Below are 16,329 nucleotides of genomic sequence, written 5' to 3' on the forward strand. Positions count from 1 at the left end.
ACACTGCATCGCAGACATCATTGCCATGTACAGCACAGTCCTCACCTGGGGTCTGCCGCCCTGGATGGTTCTGAGGCCCTTATAGCGACCGCTTTCCCGGTTCATGGGTGCAACACCGACCAGAGATGCGGCCTGTTTGTTGTTAATGTAACCGAGTTCAGGCAGGTTACTTATGATGGACGCAGCAGCGATTTTACCTATGCCGGGCATGCTCTGTAAAATGTCGCTTTTTGCCTGATAGTCAGGACAGCTTGTGATCAGCGCGGCAATTTTATTTTCTATTTTTTCAATCTGATTTTTAAACGCTGTCAGGATAGGTTTGATGGTCATCGCCAGATATTTAGGCATGATGCTCAGGCGGTTCTTTTCCATCGTTTGCATGGTCAGTAGTTGGTTTCGCCGTGTCACCAAGTCACTCATAGCCTGCATGGTCTCTGGCTTGAGTGCTGACAAATTGGGTTGAATGGTTTCGCCGTAATGGGCAATCAACTTGGCATCGAGCTTGTCGGTTTTAGCGCGTTGGCCGATGGCACCGGCAAAGCGTTTTACATGAATCGGGTTGGCGACAACGAAGGGTAAATCAGCCTTCGCGCAGGCAACTATGAAGTTGAACTCAAGTCGTCCTGTGGCCTCAATCACGATACGAACAGGGTTAAATTTCTTCAGTTTGATGATGGCCTCGCGGATCCCTTTACCGTCATTTGAAACGGTAAAATAGATATCCAGCGGGCGAATATAGATGTCGAGTTGGGATTTACCAGTATCGACACCGACGTTTATGTTTTGATCCGTTTTAGTATTCATAATAAGCTAACTCTTGCTTGCACAATGCGGGCTCGAGACCCAGTAGACTATTCGAGTGTGGTGCTTGGAGTCCTATGCGGCGTTCGTTCTTGTTATCGGTCTCTCAACTGAGGAGCCAGCGCTCAATCGAACTGCCGCATGTAAAGCTTAAGTTGCAGCTTAAGCCTGGGTCTCACATTACCCTAAACTGGTTTAAAAGAATAAAAATATGGAGTTATTATCCATACAAGCTGTTCAAGACGGGACTGCTAAAGTTTGGCTCAGTTTCGCTTCGCTACACATTTTAGCCAAACATTATCAGCCCCTTAACAGGGCGTTAGGTGTGAGGAGGTTTCAGTGAAAGTTAGCACCTGGTATGGCTCTGGAATATATGGGGTCAGAGTAGGGTCTAAAAATAGAGAAAACTATTTTGACCCTGCATGGGAAACAATAATCGTAGTTTTAGATGGTCAAGAATATACATTTAAACTAACTGATGGGTTTTGGAATGAGTGCCCAGAATTTAGGGAAAGTAAAGATGAGCCAGTGATTAAAAACTGGCTTTTGAAGTATAGAACATTGAATTGGCCAAATCGCCAGACACCTAAAATGGAGCTAATTCCTATAGAGCCCAAAAAGTTCAAATTAGTGCCGTAATTTCACCTAACAAACGTTTTAACCAAAGGACGCAAAACAGCAGGCTTGCGCTCCTTCGTCGCTAATTTTAGCCTGCTATTTTACGCCGGTTAAGCTAGGCGTTAGGCAGTCAAGGAGGAGTCATGCAAGTCCCGTATCAAGTCGTAGCATATTTCTCGGTTGAACTAGATTCATACAAGTTATTTATAGAAATGTCTGAGCGCAATTGGCTTGAAGAGTTAGAGCGATATACATCATCAATACTTGAAGATCACGAACCAACACTTCATCGGTTTAACTATCGTAATGACTTAAGCGCAAAGTTAAGCGATGATTTTCCTCAATACCAACGAAAATCGTATTTAATTATGTTGGTGTCTATATTTGAGGATTTTATGAATCAATTATGTAGAAGTGTTGAAGCAGATTTAAATATTAAGGCTTCTTTTACTGATTTTACTGGCACAGGTATTGAAAGAGCAAAGCAATACTTATCAAAATTAAGCTCGCTTTCTCTTCCTGTTAGTGGAACAGAATGGAAGCAAATAAAGGATGCTCAAGCCATACGTAATGTTATTGCTCATGCAGCGGGACATATTGATAAAAAGGCTCACTCAAAACAGTTAAATATAATTGATTGTAATGATAATCTAGAGGCAGAACATTATGCCCGTACACATTTAAATATCGACAAAAAATACGTGTTCAACCTTGTTGACGCTATGAAATTATTCACAGATAAGTTACTGGTAGAGTGTGAAAAACTGCCTAACAAGAAAATCAACAAGGACACGTAACAGTTGGCTACGTTTCGCTTCGCTACACATTTTAGCCAACCATTACTTAGCCTGTTATTTAGGCGTTAGTTACTAAGGAAAGTATGAAGTCACTATTAACTCTTATTTTAGGAATTGTAATTGGAGCAATATCTGTTTTTGCTTATTTGCTTTTCTCAAATGACTCTGCGGAAGTATGGGAGTCAAACAGGCACCTTAGCACTCAATCAGGCATAAACTTTCCGGCTGGCACCAAATTTTTTGTTTCAGGATATATGCCCGAAGGTTTCGTTGCACTGACTTTAACCGTAAACGTTGAGGGGCAAGAACTTAGCTCTTTTGAAAAAACAGTTGTGAGTAACTCAAAAAACTTACGTATTCCTGTTTGGGTTCAAAACAGCAACTAACAAGTGCCTAAACCAAGGACGCAAAACAGCAGGCTTGCGCTCCTTCGTCGCTAATTTTAGCCTGCTATTTCGCGCCGATTAGGCAAGCGTTAGCTGCACATGGAGTCCCGAGGTGTTTTTTAAGAAAAAGAGCAAAGAGCAAAGAGCAAAGAGCAAGCTAAAGATCTACAGCCTCTAGGCAAGAAAGCAATATTTTGGGGAGCTAGTGACAGAATGGTTTGTTGCGAGGGCATTGATTGTGAGGTGAACGAGTTTAATGTCACTTCTAACCCTAAACTAAGTGAAATAGGCTACGTTTGCACTCTGGAGATTAGTGCGCCTAATGAATCTCAAGGAGTTCTCATTCATTGCTTTTACAGTGGTCATTGGTCCTTCGCAGTTAGCCCTTCGGACGAAGATTCTGAGGAATTGCCTGCATGGCATATAGAACGTACTTGGGGTAAAACAAACTCTCATTCTGAAACACTTGAAATTTACTGCCCAAACAATTCAAGAGTTGAGGTCATTAGCAGAATAGAGTAAGCGCAGCTAACAAGGCCGTTAAACAAAGGACACAAAACAGCAGGCTGTGCTCCTTCGTCGCAAATTTTAGTCTGCTATTTTGTGCCGTTTACGGCAAGCGTTATATTTCACGGAGGATTTAGTGCAATTCCCAGAACTTGAAACATCGCGTTTAAAGTTATCAGCTTTAAACGATAGTGATGGCAAAGCAGTATTTGAGTTATTTTCTGACCCATTAGTTACTCATTATTATGATCTAGAACCGTTTAGTGAGTTATCACAAGCACTAAAGCTGATCGAGTTTTTTCAATCACGGTTTGAGGAAGGTTCAGGTATCCGCTGGGCAATCCGCTTAAGAGAAACCAACCAACTGATAGGGACTTGCGGCTTTAATTCGTGGAACCCTAGAATGAAAAATGCAGTGCTTGGTTATGACTTGATGCCTAACTTTTGGGGTAATGGTTATACAACTGAGGCTGTCCATAAAATTATCAATGCTGCATTTTCTGGAAAGCTTGCATGTGGTGAGCTTAACCGTATTCAAGGTGATACCGTCCCTGGAAATGATGCTTCAGAATCTGTTTTAAGAAAAATAGGCTTTAAAGAAGAAGGTCTACGACGTCAAAGTGGTTACTGGAAAAATCAGTTTCACGACCTTAAATGCTTTGGGCTTATAAGATCAGAGTTCAGTGAAATATAACAAACGCATCAAAATGGACGTCTAACAGTTGGCTGGCGCTCATTTTTCGCTAATTTTAGCCAACTGTTATCCGCACTTTATGCGGGCGTTATATACCTAGAGGACCGGGTGACTAAGTCAATTTTTGTGATTATTTTAAGCATCTTTTCCTGTTTAGTTTTTGGCGATGCTAGGTATGAAAGTGAATCAAAAAAATTAGCATCGGTTTGGGTAGAAGCAAAGGGTTATGAACCCTCAAGCTTTGTAATAAAATCGAATTGTGATCTAAAAAGTTGCGAAATTTTAGTTTACCCAAAGCAGTTGGATTCAGAAAAGTACAGGTCTTTTAGAGGTTGTCCTATACAGATATGCGTAACATTAACGTACGACATATCGAGCCAAACCATTATAGATATTGTTCACTGGAAGTAGCGGTATATAACAAGCGCATTAATGAATGGACGTCTTAAGCTTGGCTGGCGCTCGTTCCTCGCTAATTTTAGCCAAGCATTTATGCGCCCATTAGTAAGGCGTTATATCCTGGGAGGAAAAGATGCCACGGAAGATGTCTAGAGAAAAAGAATTAGAATTTGAGGAGCTATCTTCATTCTTAGAATTCTATTCAACAAATGTATCTGGCATTCAGAGGGAAGATCCCATCCATCCTTCAAATTGTTTGGTTGAAATCGTCGATAAATTTGGGAAATCAAAAGCTCTCCAAGGCCTCAAATAGGCCATCAACGATACGCTTGAAGAAACTGCTAGCTGGGACTCAAATACTGTAAGTAAATTAGATGAACAATTGCGAGACAACGGTACAATCACTTTATCAACGCTAAGAATCAGATATTGGTCAAAGTACAAATCTATCTTAAAGCGCGGCAAAATAAAAAATGAGACAGAATATTATCTAATCCGAGGGCTTGAATGTGAATTAGATAATGGTATTCCTCAAGAGCAACGGACTTTATTAGCTGATTTGGTAAGGGATTTTGAAGAACGGGTATAACAAACAACTGTAGTCGTTCGCTGGCGCTCACTGGGACAATAACACGTAGGCTCAGTCGCTTCGCTCCAATTTTAACCTGCGTGTTATTGCCCCTAAGTTGGGCGTTAGGTAAATAAATGAGATTCTCGCAACTGATTACACTCGTATTTGCATTAATTATTTCTGAGCAATTAAACGCAACAGAAAACAATACTTTATTCGGTAGCGTCGAGTGCTCTCAATATAATAAAAAGAAAAATGAACCCAATTGGCAATATGGCTATAAAAATTGGTGGGCTGGATACTTAACAGGAACGGGTGTTGTTTTTAAACAAGGTAAGTCACCTGACAAAATGCCAGAAGGTCAAAATTTTATTTTGAGCACCGGTTCATATTGTAACACTAACCCAAGCAGCAATTTAAAAAATGCTATAGATAAGTACATAGCAGACCAAGTTAAAGCTGGGCATGCAACCTTACCTAACAATCAAATGCAGCCGACGCCAAACAACGGCTCGGCCGAGTAGGGCGTTACCTAATAAATACTCTAATGTGTTTTTGTCCAAAATCGAGTGTGTCCGACCGTCTCATCTTTTTCTTCATTAACAGTCACTGAGTATAGAGCTTTATGATTAATGGCTTACAAGCTTCGCGTTATTCGGGGTAGGGTCGTAGATAATCGGGAACAGTTGTTAATCGGCAATAAAAAAGGGCAGATAGTGTATCTGCCCTTTATATTTAGTTACTTATAACTAGTCGTTATAGGCTCTCAACCGCAGTGCGTGGGTCAAGGTATTCCATATCAAATGCTTCAGCGACTTCTTTGTAAGTTACTTTACCTTTGATGACGTTAAGGCCTTCTAGGAAGTGCTCGTCTTCAAGAAGCGCTTGCTTGTAGCCTTTGTTTGCCAGCTTGATGATGTACGGCAATGTCGCGTTGTTAAGCGCGAAAGTTGATGTACGTGGTACTGCACCTGGCATATTCGCTACGCAGTAGTGAACTACGTCATCAACAATGTATGTTGGCTCGTCATGAGTGGTTGGCTTTGAAGTGGCAATACAACCACCTTGGTCGATAGCTACGTCAACAATCGCTGCACCAGGCTTCATTGCTTTGATGTGCTCAGCAGTCACAAGCTTAGGCGCAGCAGCACCTGGGATAAGTACACCACCAATCACTAAGTCAGCATCCAGTACGTGCTTCTCTAGCGCGTCGGCAGTTGAATACACTACTTTTGCAAGCGAGCCAAACTGTGCGTTAAGGCTACGTAGTACATCAACGTTACGGTCTAAAATGGTCACATCAGCGCCTAGGCCGACAGCCATTTGGGCTGCGTTACGGCCAACCATACCACCGCCGATAACCACAACTTTAGCAGGCTCAACACCCGGTACGCCACCAAGCAACATGCCAAGGCCTTGCTTAGACTTTTCAAGTGCCTGAGCACCAGCTTGGATAGACATACGACCCGCCACTTCTGACATTGGCGCAAGTAGCGGTAAACCGCCTTTAGCATCGGTTACGGTCTCGTATGCGATACAGATAGCGCCGCTTTTCACTAGGTCTTCAGTTTGTGGTAAATCGGGCGCTAGGTGAAGGTAAGTAAACAAGATTTGATCTTGGCGTAGCATCGCACGCTCAACAGCTTGCGGCTCTTTTACTTTGATGATCATCTCTGCTTGGGCGAACACATCTGCCGCGTTTGGTAAGATTTTTGCGCCTACTTCGATGTAATCTTCGTCAGTAAAACCAATGCCTAAACCAGCATTCGTTTCAACAATGACTTCGTGACCATGGTTGATAAGTTCACGCGCGCTGGCTGGGATCATACCAACACGGTACTCATGGTTTTTTATCTCTTTTGGTACACCAATAATCATAGTTACTATACCTTTTGTGAACAGGAAAATTTTTCACTATTGTACTTATGCCTAAATAGTGTGTCTCACTGTTTTACATTTTCAGGCCAGTTGAATACACTTAAATCAAAGTAAAATTAGATGAATCCACTTTCATTAACTATGTATACACAACTAGACCGCATCGACCGTAAAATTTTAGTCGAATTGCAACGGGATGGCCGTATTTCCAACGTTGAATTGGCAAAACGAATTGGCCTTAGTGCGACTCCTTGTTTGGAACGCGTGAAAAAACTTGAGCGTGAAGGGTATATTCGTGGTTATAAAGCGGTGGTCGACCCCGCCAAGCTCGGTCAGGCGCTGTTGGTGTATGTGGAGGTGACCATTACCAAAACATCTCCCGATGTGTTTGACGAATTTAACCAAGCGGTAAAAAAGCACGATGAGATTGTGGAATGCCACTTAGTATCAGGGAATTTCGACTTTTTGCTGAAAACACGAGTGACCGATATGTCTGAGTATCGTCAGGTGCTTGGCGACATTTTGCTGAAGCTACCCAATATCAGCGAAAGCCGTACTTATGTGGTGATGGAAGAAGTAAAAGGTGAAGAGGCATTAATTATCCGTCCACAAGTTCCTTAAGGGCCCGTTAATGCTCGTGCCGATTACAATTACTGATTATAAACCCAGTGCATATTCAGCTGAGAATTGATAAGGTAAGAGTAATGCGCTGTAGTATCGAAAGAAAGAATAAGGATAATGGAATATGCGCCTAAATGGTGTCCAAAGACTGCTTGAAACTGGCTTAATAGTCAGCACCGCGCTAGCCATTTTTATTTTGTGTGCGCTGGTGAGTTTTGACCCAGCCGATCCGTCCTGGTCGCAAACAGGTGAGTTTGTCGATGTTAAAAATATCACCGGCACAGCGGGTGCGTGGGTAGCGGATATTTTATTATTTAGTTTTGGTTGGTTGGCGTTTTTAGTTCCCGCAGCCATTCAACTGTTTGGGTATCTCGTTTTTAAACGCCCCCACAGAGTGCTTAGCTTAGATTATGTTACCTTGGCGCTGCGCCTCATCGGCTTAGTGCTGTTCACATTGAGCGCTTGCGCTATTAGCTCCATTAATTTTGACGATATTTTTTATTTTTCTTCCGGTGGGGTAGTGGGGGATGTTATTGCCGGTGCGATGATGCCAGCATTTAATTTCACGGGTACCTCTATCCTATTGTTATGCTTTTTCTTTGCCGGCATGACCTTACTTACAGGTGTTTCTTGGGTTCAATTTGTTGATACCTTGGGCGCGTATGTTATGAAAGCGGCCTTGTTTGTCTGGCAGTGGTTGCAAAGCAAACGTGGGCAATACCAAAGTGAGTTTGCTGAAGCAGAGCAGCGCAGCTTGGCCAATGAGCCAAACCCGCAAGTGGAAGCGACGCAGAGCGCTCACGAGCCAAAGCTAGAAATCCAAAGCGATAACGCCGACACAGAAGTTGAAGCCGATAAAGACAAATCATTGTTAGATAAAGCTGCGGCTATGTTTGCGCCCGAACCTAAAAAAGAGCCTTGGCAGGAACCAAGCAGTGACAGTGATACGCAACCCGCTACTAAAGAGGCGCCTAAACAACATCCGGCATTTGATGATATTGATGCCATGCTCGGCGATGAAATGAATTTTAGCGCCATTGATGATGAGGGCTTTGATACCGTCAGTGCGCTCAACGAGCTAGACCAAGCGCCCACCGAGGCAACCCCAAGTACACAGCCCCAAAATAAAGGGGCAAATACGGCTGATGCATCAGCGCACAAAGAGACCAACAATTCAGTGGCAACAACCACTGTGGCACACAAAAAAGCGCCAACAGCCAAAGAGAAATTCGAGCAGCTATTAGAAGAAAAGCCGCCCATGGAGCCGCTACCTTCGTTGGATTTACTTGATAGGCCGGATAAACAGAAAAACCCCATTTCTGAAGAAGAGCTCGAGGCAGTCTCTCGGTTAGTTGAGAGCAAACTGCAAGATTTTGGCGTGCAAGCGTCGGTTGTTGGGGTTTATCCTGGTCCGGTAGTTACACGCTTTGAACTCGATTTAGCACCGGGTGTAAAAGTTGCGAAAATCTCTGGTTTATCGAAAGACTTGGCGCGCTCGTTATCTGCGGTCAGTGTGCGTGTGGTTGAGGTGATCCCGGGGAAAACCTATGTCGGCCTTGAGCTGCCTAATAAACACCGCGAAATCGTGCGCTTATCAGAAGTGATCAATGCCCCTAAGTTTGAGCAAAATAAATCGCCACTAACCATGGTGTTAGGTAAAGACATTGCCGGGCAACCTGTGGTTGCAGACTTAGCTAAAATGCCGCACTTGTTGGTAGCAGGTACCACCGGCTCGGGTAAGTCAGTGGGCGTTAATGTGATGATTTTAAGCTTGCTATATAAATCGCCACCAGAAGATGTGCGCATGATCATGATCGACCCGAAAATGCTGGAGTTATCGGTGTACGAGGGGATCCCACACCTACTGTGTGAAGTGGTTACTGATATGAAAGAAGCGGCCAATGCACTGCGTTGGTGTGTCGGTGAAATGGAGCGCCGCTATAAACTGATGTCGGCTTTAGGGGTGCGTAACCTGAAGGGCTACAACCAAAAAGTGCTTGATGCTAAAGCCGCAGGGGAACCTATTTTAGATCCTTTGTTCAAAGATACAGATGGCATGGCTGATGGGCCGCAAGAGCTAGACAAGTTACCCAGCATTGTCGTGGTGATTGATGAATTCGCCGATATGATGATGATTGTTGGTAAAAAAGTGGAAGAGCTCATTGCCCGAATCGCACAAAAAGCGCGGGCTGCAGGCATTCATTTGGTATTGGCTACACAGCGTCCATCGGTGGATGTGATCACCGGCCTGATTAAAGCCAATATCCCTACACGTATGGCGTTTCAGGTGTCCTCGAAAATAGACTCGCGCACTATCCTTGACCAACAAGGGGCCGAGCATCTTTTAGGCATGGGTGACATGCTGTATTTGCCACCTGGGACCAGTGTGCCAATCCGTGTTCATGGTGCCTTTGTTGACGACCATGAGGTTCATGCGGTTGTGAGTGATTGGAAAGCCCGAGGTAAACCTGATTATGTGGATGAAATACTCAATGGTGACGCCGTCGAAGACGTGTTGTTGCCAGGGGAAACATCCGAAGATGGCGATGATGAATCAGACCCATTGTATGACGAAGCCTGCGCTTTTGTGATTGAAAGTGGTCGTGTGTCGGTATCAAGTGTACAGCGTAAACTACGTGTTGGTTATAACCGTGCTGCACGATTGGTTGAACAAATGGAGCACTCCGGTTTAGTCAGTTCGCCCGGCCATAATGGCGCCCGCGAAGTGCTAGTTAAGAATAACGCTGGCTAAGGAAGTAATATGAAACAATTTTTATATAGCGCAGTGGCAAGTGCCGCCCTGTTTTCATCAACGGTTTTTGCCGACGACGCACAGATGCTGCAACAACAGCTGCAGGGTTTGGACTCACTCAGCTCGGCTTTTTCACAGCAAGTATTTGACCCGCAGGGGCAGCTGGTGAGTGAAAGTAAAGGCAAGTTGCAACTAGAACAACCACGGAAAATTCGTTGGGAGCAACAACAACCAGACGAAACCTTGTTTGTGTCCAACGGGGTTGATAGCTATTACTTTGACCCTTTCGCCGAGCAAGTGACGGTACTGGATACCTCAAAGCTAATTGATAACACGCCGTTTATTCTGCTCACCACAGAAGATGACGAGCTGTGGCAGCAGTTTAGTATCAAGCAAATCGAAGCCGGCTTTGAGATTACCCCGAAAAATACTGAAGATGCGCAAGTAGAGAAGCTGACGTTGCATTTTGATGAGCAGCAACAAGTTGCGGCGCTTGAGGTGCTTGACCAATCAGGTCAGCGTTCACACTTTCATTTTGATGCGCCCAAGCGCAATGTTGATATTGATGACAGCGTGTTTGAATTTACCATTCCTGAGCACGTGTTTGTTGACGATCAGCGTGCGCCTCAAGCCGAGATAGACCGTGGCGAATAATTTCTCCCTAGATTTTGCCCCCGATGTGCGCCCGTTGGCGGCGCGCATGCGCCCACACACATTGGATCAGTACATCGGCCAAAGCCATATATTAGGCACAGAGCAACCCTTGTACCAAGCCATTAAAAGTGGCCACTGTCACAGCTTAATTTTGTGGGGGCCACCTGGAGTCGGTAAGACCACGCTGGCGCATATTATTGCGCACCACAGTGATGCCCAGTTTTTGGAGTTGTCAGCGGTCAGCGCAGGGGTGAAAGATATCCGTGAGGCCGTTGCCAGTGCCAGCGACTTGCTGCAACAACAAGGCAAACGCAGCTTATTGTTTGTGGATGAAGTACACCGCTTTAATAAGTCGCAGCAAGATGCACTATTGCCGCATGTTGAAAACGGCACCTTCATCTTTATTGGCGCCACCACAGAGAACCCCTCTTTTGCACTGAATAACGCCGTGCTGTCGCGCGCCAGAGTGTACACGCTAAAAAAGCTGTCAGCAGAAGATTTGCAGGCAGTAGTGAATCAGGCCCTGCAACAGGATGACATTCTTCGCCAGCAAGGTGTGATCATCGAGCCCGATAGCCTTGAGCAGTTGTGCCACAGCGCCAATGGCGATGCTCGCAGTGTGCTTAACCTATTGGAAGTGGCGGCAAATCTGGCGCAGCAACACCAAGGCTGTATTAATCAGGCGGTGCTCAAGCAGGTGGCACCGCATATGGTTGCTCAATACGATAAGGGGGGCGATCATTACTACGATTTGATTTCTGCTTTCCATAAATCAGTGCGCGGCTCCGCTCCGGACGCGGCATTGTATTGGTATTGCCGTATTCTTACCGCCGGAGGCGATCCCTTGTATGTGGCGCGGCGGCTACTAGCAATTGCCACCGAAGACATCGGCAATGCAGACCCCAAAGCCATGGAGGTGGCACTGAATGCCTGGGATATCTTTCACCGGGTTGGCCCCAGTGAAGGTGAACGAGCCATAGCTCAAGCCACCTTATACCTAGCCAGTGCGCCGAAAAGTAATGCCGTATATATGGCCTTTAATGAGGCCAAACGTCATGCTAAGGAGACCGCCCATCTCGATGTGCCTTATCACATCCGCAATGCGCCCACGCAATTAATGAAAGAGCAGGGCTTCGGCGAGGATTATCGCTATGCCCACAACGAGCCGGGAGCCTATGCAGCGGGCGAGAACTTCTTTCCCGAGGAGATTGCCGACAGCCGCTATTATCACCCGAGCGATCGCGGTTTAGAAAAACGCATTAGTGATAAGCTTGCTTATTTGCAAGAGCGTGATGCGCAAAGCGACAGGAAGCGCTATGAGCGCTCTTAGTACCTACTTTTTTATTGCCATTGGCGGGGCCTTGGGTGCCTGCGCCCGCTTTGGTATAAGTGAATTAGCACTAAAACTGCTGCCTAAGGGATTCCCTTTTGGCACGCTGGCGGTTAATATTCTCGGTTCATTGTTAATGGGCATATTATATGGCCTGTTGGATCGCGAAATGCTATCGCATCCGCACCGCGTCACACTCGGAGTCGGGTTCTTGGGCGCGCTGACAACATTTTCTACATTTTCCATGGATACGCTGTTGTTGCTTCAGCAAGGGCAGTGGTTGAAAGTGGCGTTAAACGTCCTCCTTAATGTGGGGATGTGTATATTTATGGCTTGGATAGGCCTCATGCTAACAACGCAAAAAGGTTAAAAACTCACATGTTAGACTCAAAGTATCTTCGTCAGGACGTAGAGCAAACAGCAGCCCGTTTAAAGGCACGTGGCTTTGAATTAGACGTAGCGAAACTGGCACAACTCGAAGAACAACGTAAAGCGCTACAGACTAAAACGCAAGAATTACAAAGCGAGCGTAACTCCCGTTCCAAAGCCATTGGTCAAGCGAAGGCGAAGGGTGAAGATATTCAACCTTTATTGGATGCCGTTGCCAACTTAGGTGATGAGCTCGAAAATGCCAAAAAAGAACAAGATGCCGTACTCAATGAATTAAAAGACATTGCCTTAGGCCTACCTAATTTGCCAGCAGAGGATGTTCCAGCAGGCAATGATGAAGACGATAACGTCGAGGTGAGCCGCTGGGGTGAGCCAAAAAGCTATGACTTTGAGGTTAAAGACCACGTTGATTTAGGCGAAGCGCTGGATAAAGGGTTGGATTTTGAAGCCGGGGTGAAGCTCTCGGGTGCCCGCTTTACAGTAATGCGTGGGCAAATCGCGCGCATGCATCGCGCGTTGGTGCAATTTATGCTCGATACGCACACCGATAAAAACGGCTATACCGAAATGTATGTGCCTTATTTAGTGAATAAAGACAGCTTGTTAGGCACAGGTCAGCTACCTAAATTTGCAGAAGACTTATTCCACACAGAGAAACTGGGTGAGCACGATGATGGCTTCAGCCTGATCCCTACCGCTGAAGTGCCACTGACGAACTGTGCGCGTGATGAAATCTTTGAAGAAAAAGAGCTGCCAGTACGAATGACTGCCCATACTCCGTGTTTTCGTAGTGAAGCGGGCAGCTATGGCCGCGATACGCGGGGCTTAATTCGTCAGCACCAGTTCGATAAAGTTGAGTTAGTGCAATTGGTTAAACCTGAAGACTCAATGCAGGCACTGGAAGATCTAACTTCTCATGCCGAGCAAATCTTGCAGGCGCTTGAGTTGCCGTATCGTAAAGTGGTGTTGTGTACCGGCGATATGGGCTTTGGTGCAATGAAAACCTATGACTTAGAAGTGTGGTTGCCAGCACAAGACACCTATCGCGAAATTTCGTCTTGTTCAAATATGGGCGACTTCCAAGCGCGCCGTATGCAAGCGCGTTTCCGCCGCGCCGGCGAGAAAAAACCAGAGCTGTTGCATACACTCAATGGTTCAGGGTTAGCCGTGGGCCGTACGTTAGTGGCTATTTTGGAGAATTACCAACAGGCCGATGGCAGTATTGAAGTGCCACAGGCGCTGCGCCCTTACATGGGTGGGTTAGAGCGTATCAGTGCTGCGTAATTATCAGTAGCTTATTGAAAAGGCCGCATTTTTAGCGGCCTTTTTTGATCGTACCATACGCCTTGACCGTAGCTAATACAAAGCAAGTTACAAGGAGAACGTATGGATTATTCTGCGGTTATTTTGGTGTCATTGGTGTTGTTTGCCTGGATGTTGGTAGCGCAGTGGTTTGTGGCATCAACTGCAAAGGCGAGGGCCGATAACGCCGTGCCTGGAAAAATTGATGATAACCTGTCTCACGACTCATTTATTTTTCGTGCCCACCGAACGTTTCAAAATACATTAGAAAACGCGCCACTTTATATTGTTTGTGCTTTGGTCGGTCTGCACTTGGGGGTGTCAGGGCCCATCTTCGCTATAGCCAGCGCGGTGTTTGTCGCCGCTAGAGTCATTCATATGCTGCTTTACTATGTGATTGCCACCGAATCCAACCCCAGCCCCCGGAGTTATTTCTTCATGATCGGCTGGCTCGCGAATATCGTGATGCTCGTGCTACTCACACTGGAAATCTTATTCTTTTAATCTTGCCAGTGTGGGGTGTATTTAATTGTAAATGCTGTGAGCAGTAGAATCTACGAGCTTGAAGCGGGTGAAATGTTTTAGAGGTAGAGGCATACTGAAAGCGGGTGGGGTGAACTCACTCGCTTTTTTATTAGAACGGTTTGGGGGCAGTGGCAAATTCGAACTAATATAAGCCACTTTTCCTTAGTTACCGGCTTTTAGTCTCTAACCTGTTTTGGGTAGTGCTTTCCTAACACCAGCAAGGGTGTTGTTCCAGCCAATGCGCTCCTTCCAAAGCTTGCCATCTATAAAGACTTTATAGCAATCAATTCGGTTAGTTTTAAACAACACCAGCTTATGTATTGCAGGCTTTCGACTATCGAAATTTATGACTTTCAATCATCTTCTAAGTGTCGTGATATCTGGGGGAAGAAAATAACCTTCTTGTTGTGGAGTGTTATTATTTCGATTAGTGTATGATTTACTGTAATTTTTAAAGCTTTAATAGTTGCTCCATTTATGGGCCACCTCCGACCTTACACGATAGCTTACCTCGTGAGGTCTCACTAATAATCTGTTAGGAGCCACATGAAAGTCAACGGAATTGAGTACAACCTTGTAATGACCAGTGCAAACGACTTTGAGCATTTGAGTTTGGAATGTACGAATGAACAAGGGTTACTGTTAGAAGCTGAATTGGTGAGTTATACCGATAGAAAAGCCAAGATTCATTTCCACAAAAGTCCTTTGCCTTACGAATTAATCGAAGCATTTATTCATAAAGTAAAACAAGAGCTTAAATATGGTAGTAACAAACGTGGCTCCTAACAAGCCAATTTGGTGTTCAGCCAGCAAGCTGGCTTGGGAAAATTACTCGCTGCCACTTCGTGGCAAAACATTCGAAACTTCGCCAAATTGGGGCGTTAGGTAAAGGACTTACCCAAAAAAAGTAGACACCTTCTATAGTTAGAAAAGAGGTGTTTCTATGGTTAGAAAGAAAAGAACCCAGGTCTATACCGAAGAGCTGGCTCTCAAGGCAAGAAATGGCAAGGCATTCCGTTACGGGCGCAGCAGCTATTCAAACTCGAATGTAGAAGGAAATGCGCTTACCCAGCAGTTCAACACCGAGCGTATAAACAGGAAATGGGTATCAGATATCAACTATATCCGTATTCGCGGTAAGTGGCTTTACCTAATCGCTGTGATGGACCTGTTCTCAAGGGCGTTGTCGGTTGGCCATATGGGTAAACTGATTTCCGACGCCTTCAACATGGCACTACTGGTCCGCAGGGAGGTTAAACCGGGTTTGATGCTCCACTCAGATAGATATGTGCAGTGCAGTACCATGCGGTGGCCTATCAGGATTTAGTGCCGCTCCTCGGGCGCGATAATCAACATGAGCCGAAAGAGCAATTGCTGGGATAATGCGGTGATGGAATCGTTTTTCAGCCGCTTCAAAGCTGAGCTGGTTTATGCTGAGAAATTCTACTCGATACAGCATGTTAAATCCTGTATGTTTGAATGCATCGCAATATTTTACCAATCGCAAACGTCGCCACTCAGCGTTGGGTTATCTCAGCCCGCTGGAGTATGAACAACGGTTTGGGAAATAACCTGGGGAAGACCACTCTTTAAAGTAAGGGCTCGCCGTTGAGGAAAGTTTTAGCTGTTTTAATAGTCGCTTATATTGCTTATGGATGGTTTGGCTCTTTTTGGGATAAATCAGAAGGGGCAAATAAGCTAGAAAAATTTAGTAATCTAACCGTTGAAGACATAGTCTCAATCGAAGCGATAAATTCTGATTATATCAATATGACAAATCTAGCATTGAATTCTGCTCAAGCAAAAGAACTATTAATTCATGCTATTGCTAGTGCAGAGCAATCATCAATTGCGAAACCACCTAAACACATCAAACTATATATCAAAATTAAAACAAAGGACGAGAGCATAGGTTTGAACCTTATGGTTCCACTTACGAAGAAAGATGATATGTATTTTTTTGTTGTAGATCGGGTTTATGATGGTGAAAGTTTCACTCAGGATAGTTATGGTCGATTTATAACTAAAGGGCTTTATGATTTTCTAGTTGAGGCAAAGTTAGTAAACGAGAGTTAATGTATGAATCTTATTCCTTAATGTATTC

17 protein-coding genes are annotated in these 16,329 nt (G+C 44.9%); 15 read left to right on the plus strand and 2 right to left on the minus strand.

All coding sequences use genetic code 11. The features are described 5' to 3' along the window. A partial coding sequence (locus MHM93_RS00005) for an IS110 family transposase (RefSeq protein ID WP_239447479.1) occupies positions 1–804 on the minus strand: 804 nt, incomplete at its 3' end. A gap of 336 nt (positions 805–1,140) precedes the next feature. Between MHM93_RS00005 and MHM93_RS00010 the strand changes: the two genes are divergently transcribed. The 5 genes from MHM93_RS00010 (at position 1,141) to MHM93_RS00030 (ending at position 5,297) form a co-directional block, all read left to right on the plus strand. Beyond that, positions 1,141–1,440 carry a hypothetical protein gene (locus MHM93_RS00010; RefSeq protein ID WP_045980649.1) on the plus strand — a complete coding sequence of 100 codons (300 nt, stop codon included), beginning with the start codon at positions 1,141–1,143 and terminating at the stop codon, positions 1,438–1,440. 122 nt (positions 1,441–1,562) lie between these two features. Continuing rightward, on the plus strand, positions 1,563–2,216 hold the full coding sequence (locus tag MHM93_RS00015; RefSeq protein ID WP_239447480.1) for a hypothetical protein: 654 nt from the start codon (positions 1,563–1,565) through the stop codon (positions 2,214–2,216). An 83-nt stretch (positions 2,217–2,299) separates the two neighbouring features. Then, the gene (locus MHM93_RS00020) at positions 2,300–2,602 is read left to right on the plus strand and encodes a hypothetical protein (RefSeq protein ID WP_239447481.1); all 303 of its coding nucleotides are present in this window, start codon (positions 2,300–2,302) and stop codon (positions 2,600–2,602) included. Positions 2,603–3,245: 643 nt separating this feature from the next. Next, complete coding sequence (locus MHM93_RS00025; RefSeq protein WP_239447482.1) at positions 3,246–3,803, plus strand: GNAT family N-acetyltransferase; 558 nt, start codon at positions 3,246–3,248, stop codon at positions 3,801–3,803. A 1,104-nt stretch (positions 3,804–4,907) separates the two neighbouring features. Beyond that, positions 4,908–5,297: a hypothetical protein gene (locus MHM93_RS00030; protein ID WP_239447483.1), complete on the plus strand. Its 390-nt coding sequence runs from the start codon at positions 4,908–4,910 to the stop codon at positions 5,295–5,297. A 232-nt stretch (positions 5,298–5,529) separates the two neighbouring features. Here the strand turns inward: MHM93_RS00030 and ald are convergent, their stop codons facing one another. Beyond that, entirely contained in the window at positions 5,530–6,651 is a 1,122-nt protein-coding gene (gene ald, locus MHM93_RS00035) for an alanine dehydrogenase (RefSeq protein ID WP_022944180.1), read from the minus strand. 141 nt (positions 6,652–6,792) lie between these two features. On the opposite strand from ald, the gene lrp reads away from it, so the two are divergent. The 10 genes from lrp to MHM93_RS00085 all read left to right on the plus strand — a co-directional run bounded on the left by lrp (position 6,793) and on the right by MHM93_RS00085 (position 16,301). Next, entirely contained in the window at positions 6,793–7,272 is a 480-nt protein-coding gene (gene lrp, locus MHM93_RS00040) for a leucine-responsive transcriptional regulator Lrp (RefSeq protein ID WP_022944181.1), read from the plus strand. A gap of 124 nt (positions 7,273–7,396) precedes the next feature. After that, the gene (locus MHM93_RS00045) at positions 7,397–10,024 is read left to right on the plus strand and encodes a DNA translocase FtsK (protein WP_239447484.1); all 2,628 of its coding nucleotides are present in this window, start codon (positions 7,397–7,399) and stop codon (positions 10,022–10,024) included. A gap of 9 nt (positions 10,025–10,033) precedes the next feature. Then, on the plus strand, positions 10,034–10,678 hold the full coding sequence (gene lolA, locus MHM93_RS00050) for an outer membrane lipoprotein chaperone LolA (RefSeq protein WP_239447485.1): 645 nt from the start codon (positions 10,034–10,036) through the stop codon (positions 10,676–10,678). 46 nt (positions 10,679–10,724) lie between these two features. Beyond that, positions 10,725–12,008 (plus strand): replication-associated recombination protein A, encoded by a 1,284-nt coding sequence (locus MHM93_RS00055; RefSeq protein WP_239447676.1) that lies wholly within the window; start codon positions 10,725–10,727, stop codon positions 12,006–12,008. Next, on the plus strand, positions 11,995–12,378 hold the full coding sequence (gene crcB, locus MHM93_RS00060; protein ID WP_022944185.1) for a fluoride efflux transporter CrcB: 384 nt from the start codon (positions 11,995–11,997) through the stop codon (positions 12,376–12,378). The genes MHM93_RS00055 and crcB overlap by 14 nt, the downstream gene beginning before the upstream one ends. Positions 12,379–12,386: 8 nt before the next feature. Then, a complete protein-coding gene (gene serS / locus MHM93_RS00065; RefSeq protein ID WP_239447486.1) occupies positions 12,387–13,682 on the plus strand; it encodes a serine--tRNA ligase in 1,296 nt (431 codons plus the stop codon). Between the two features lie 102 nt (positions 13,683–13,784). After that, a complete protein-coding gene (locus tag MHM93_RS00070) occupies positions 13,785–14,204 on the plus strand; it encodes an MAPEG family protein (protein ID WP_239447487.1) in 420 nt (139 codons plus the stop codon). Between the two features lie 567 nt (positions 14,205–14,771). Beyond that, positions 14,772–15,011: a hypothetical protein gene (locus MHM93_RS00075; protein ID WP_239447488.1), complete on the plus strand. Its 240-nt coding sequence runs from the start codon at positions 14,772–14,774 to the stop codon at positions 15,009–15,011. A gap of 157 nt (positions 15,012–15,168) precedes the next feature. After that, complete coding sequence (locus MHM93_RS00080) at positions 15,169–15,552, plus strand: hypothetical protein (protein WP_239447489.1); 384 nt, start codon at positions 15,169–15,171, stop codon at positions 15,550–15,552. Positions 15,553–15,833: 281 nt separating this feature from the next. Further along, positions 15,834–16,301 (plus strand): hypothetical protein, encoded by a 468-nt coding sequence (locus MHM93_RS00085; RefSeq protein WP_239447490.1) that lies wholly within the window; start codon positions 15,834–15,836, stop codon positions 16,299–16,301. The last annotated feature ends 28 nt before the right edge of the window (positions 16,302–16,329 follow it).

It is taken from the genome of Pseudoalteromonas sp. MM17-2 (genome assembly GCF_022347945.1).
Taxonomy (GTDB): Bacteria; Pseudomonadota; Gammaproteobacteria; order Enterobacterales; family Alteromonadaceae; genus Pseudoalteromonas; species Pseudoalteromonas ruthenica.

Bases quoted from the DNA above. Each gene is read 5' to 3' on its own strand.
- MHM93_RS00015 (WP_239447480.1), top strand. From the start codon at position 1,563: ATGCAAGTCCCGTATCAAGTCGTAGCATATTTCTCGGTTGAACTAGAT.
- MHM93_RS00020 (WP_239447481.1), top strand. From the start codon at position 2,300: ATGAAGTCACTATTAACTCTTATTTTAGGAATTGTAATTGGAGCAATA.
- MHM93_RS00030 (WP_239447483.1), top strand. From the start codon at position 4,908: ATGAGATTCTCGCAACTGATTACACTCGTATTTGCATTAATTATTTCT.
- ald (WP_022944180.1), bottom strand. From the start codon at position 6,651: ATGATTATTGGTGTACCAAAAGAGATAAAAAACCATGAGTACCGTGTT.
- lrp (WP_022944181.1), top strand. From the start codon at position 6,793: ATGTATACACAACTAGACCGCATCGACCGTAAAATTTTAGTCGAATTG.
- MHM93_RS00045 (WP_239447484.1), top strand. From the start codon at position 7,397: ATGCGCCTAAATGGTGTCCAAAGACTGCTTGAAACTGGCTTAATAGTC.
- lolA (WP_239447485.1), top strand. From the start codon at position 10,034: ATGAAACAATTTTTATATAGCGCAGTGGCAAGTGCCGCCCTGTTTTCA.
- MHM93_RS00055 (WP_239447676.1), top strand. From the start codon at position 10,725: ATGCGCCCACACACATTGGATCAGTACATCGGCCAAAGCCATATATTA.
- crcB (WP_022944185.1), top strand. From the start codon at position 11,995: ATGAGCGCTCTTAGTACCTACTTTTTTATTGCCATTGGCGGGGCCTTG.
- serS (WP_239447486.1), top strand. From the start codon at position 12,387: ATGTTAGACTCAAAGTATCTTCGTCAGGACGTAGAGCAAACAGCAGCC.
- MHM93_RS00070 (WP_239447487.1), top strand. From the start codon at position 13,785: ATGGATTATTCTGCGGTTATTTTGGTGTCATTGGTGTTGTTTGCCTGG.
- MHM93_RS00075 (WP_239447488.1), top strand. From the start codon at position 14,772: ATGAAAGTCAACGGAATTGAGTACAACCTTGTAATGACCAGTGCAAAC.
- MHM93_RS00080 (WP_239447489.1), top strand. From the start codon at position 15,169: ATGGTTAGAAAGAAAAGAACCCAGGTCTATACCGAAGAGCTGGCTCTC.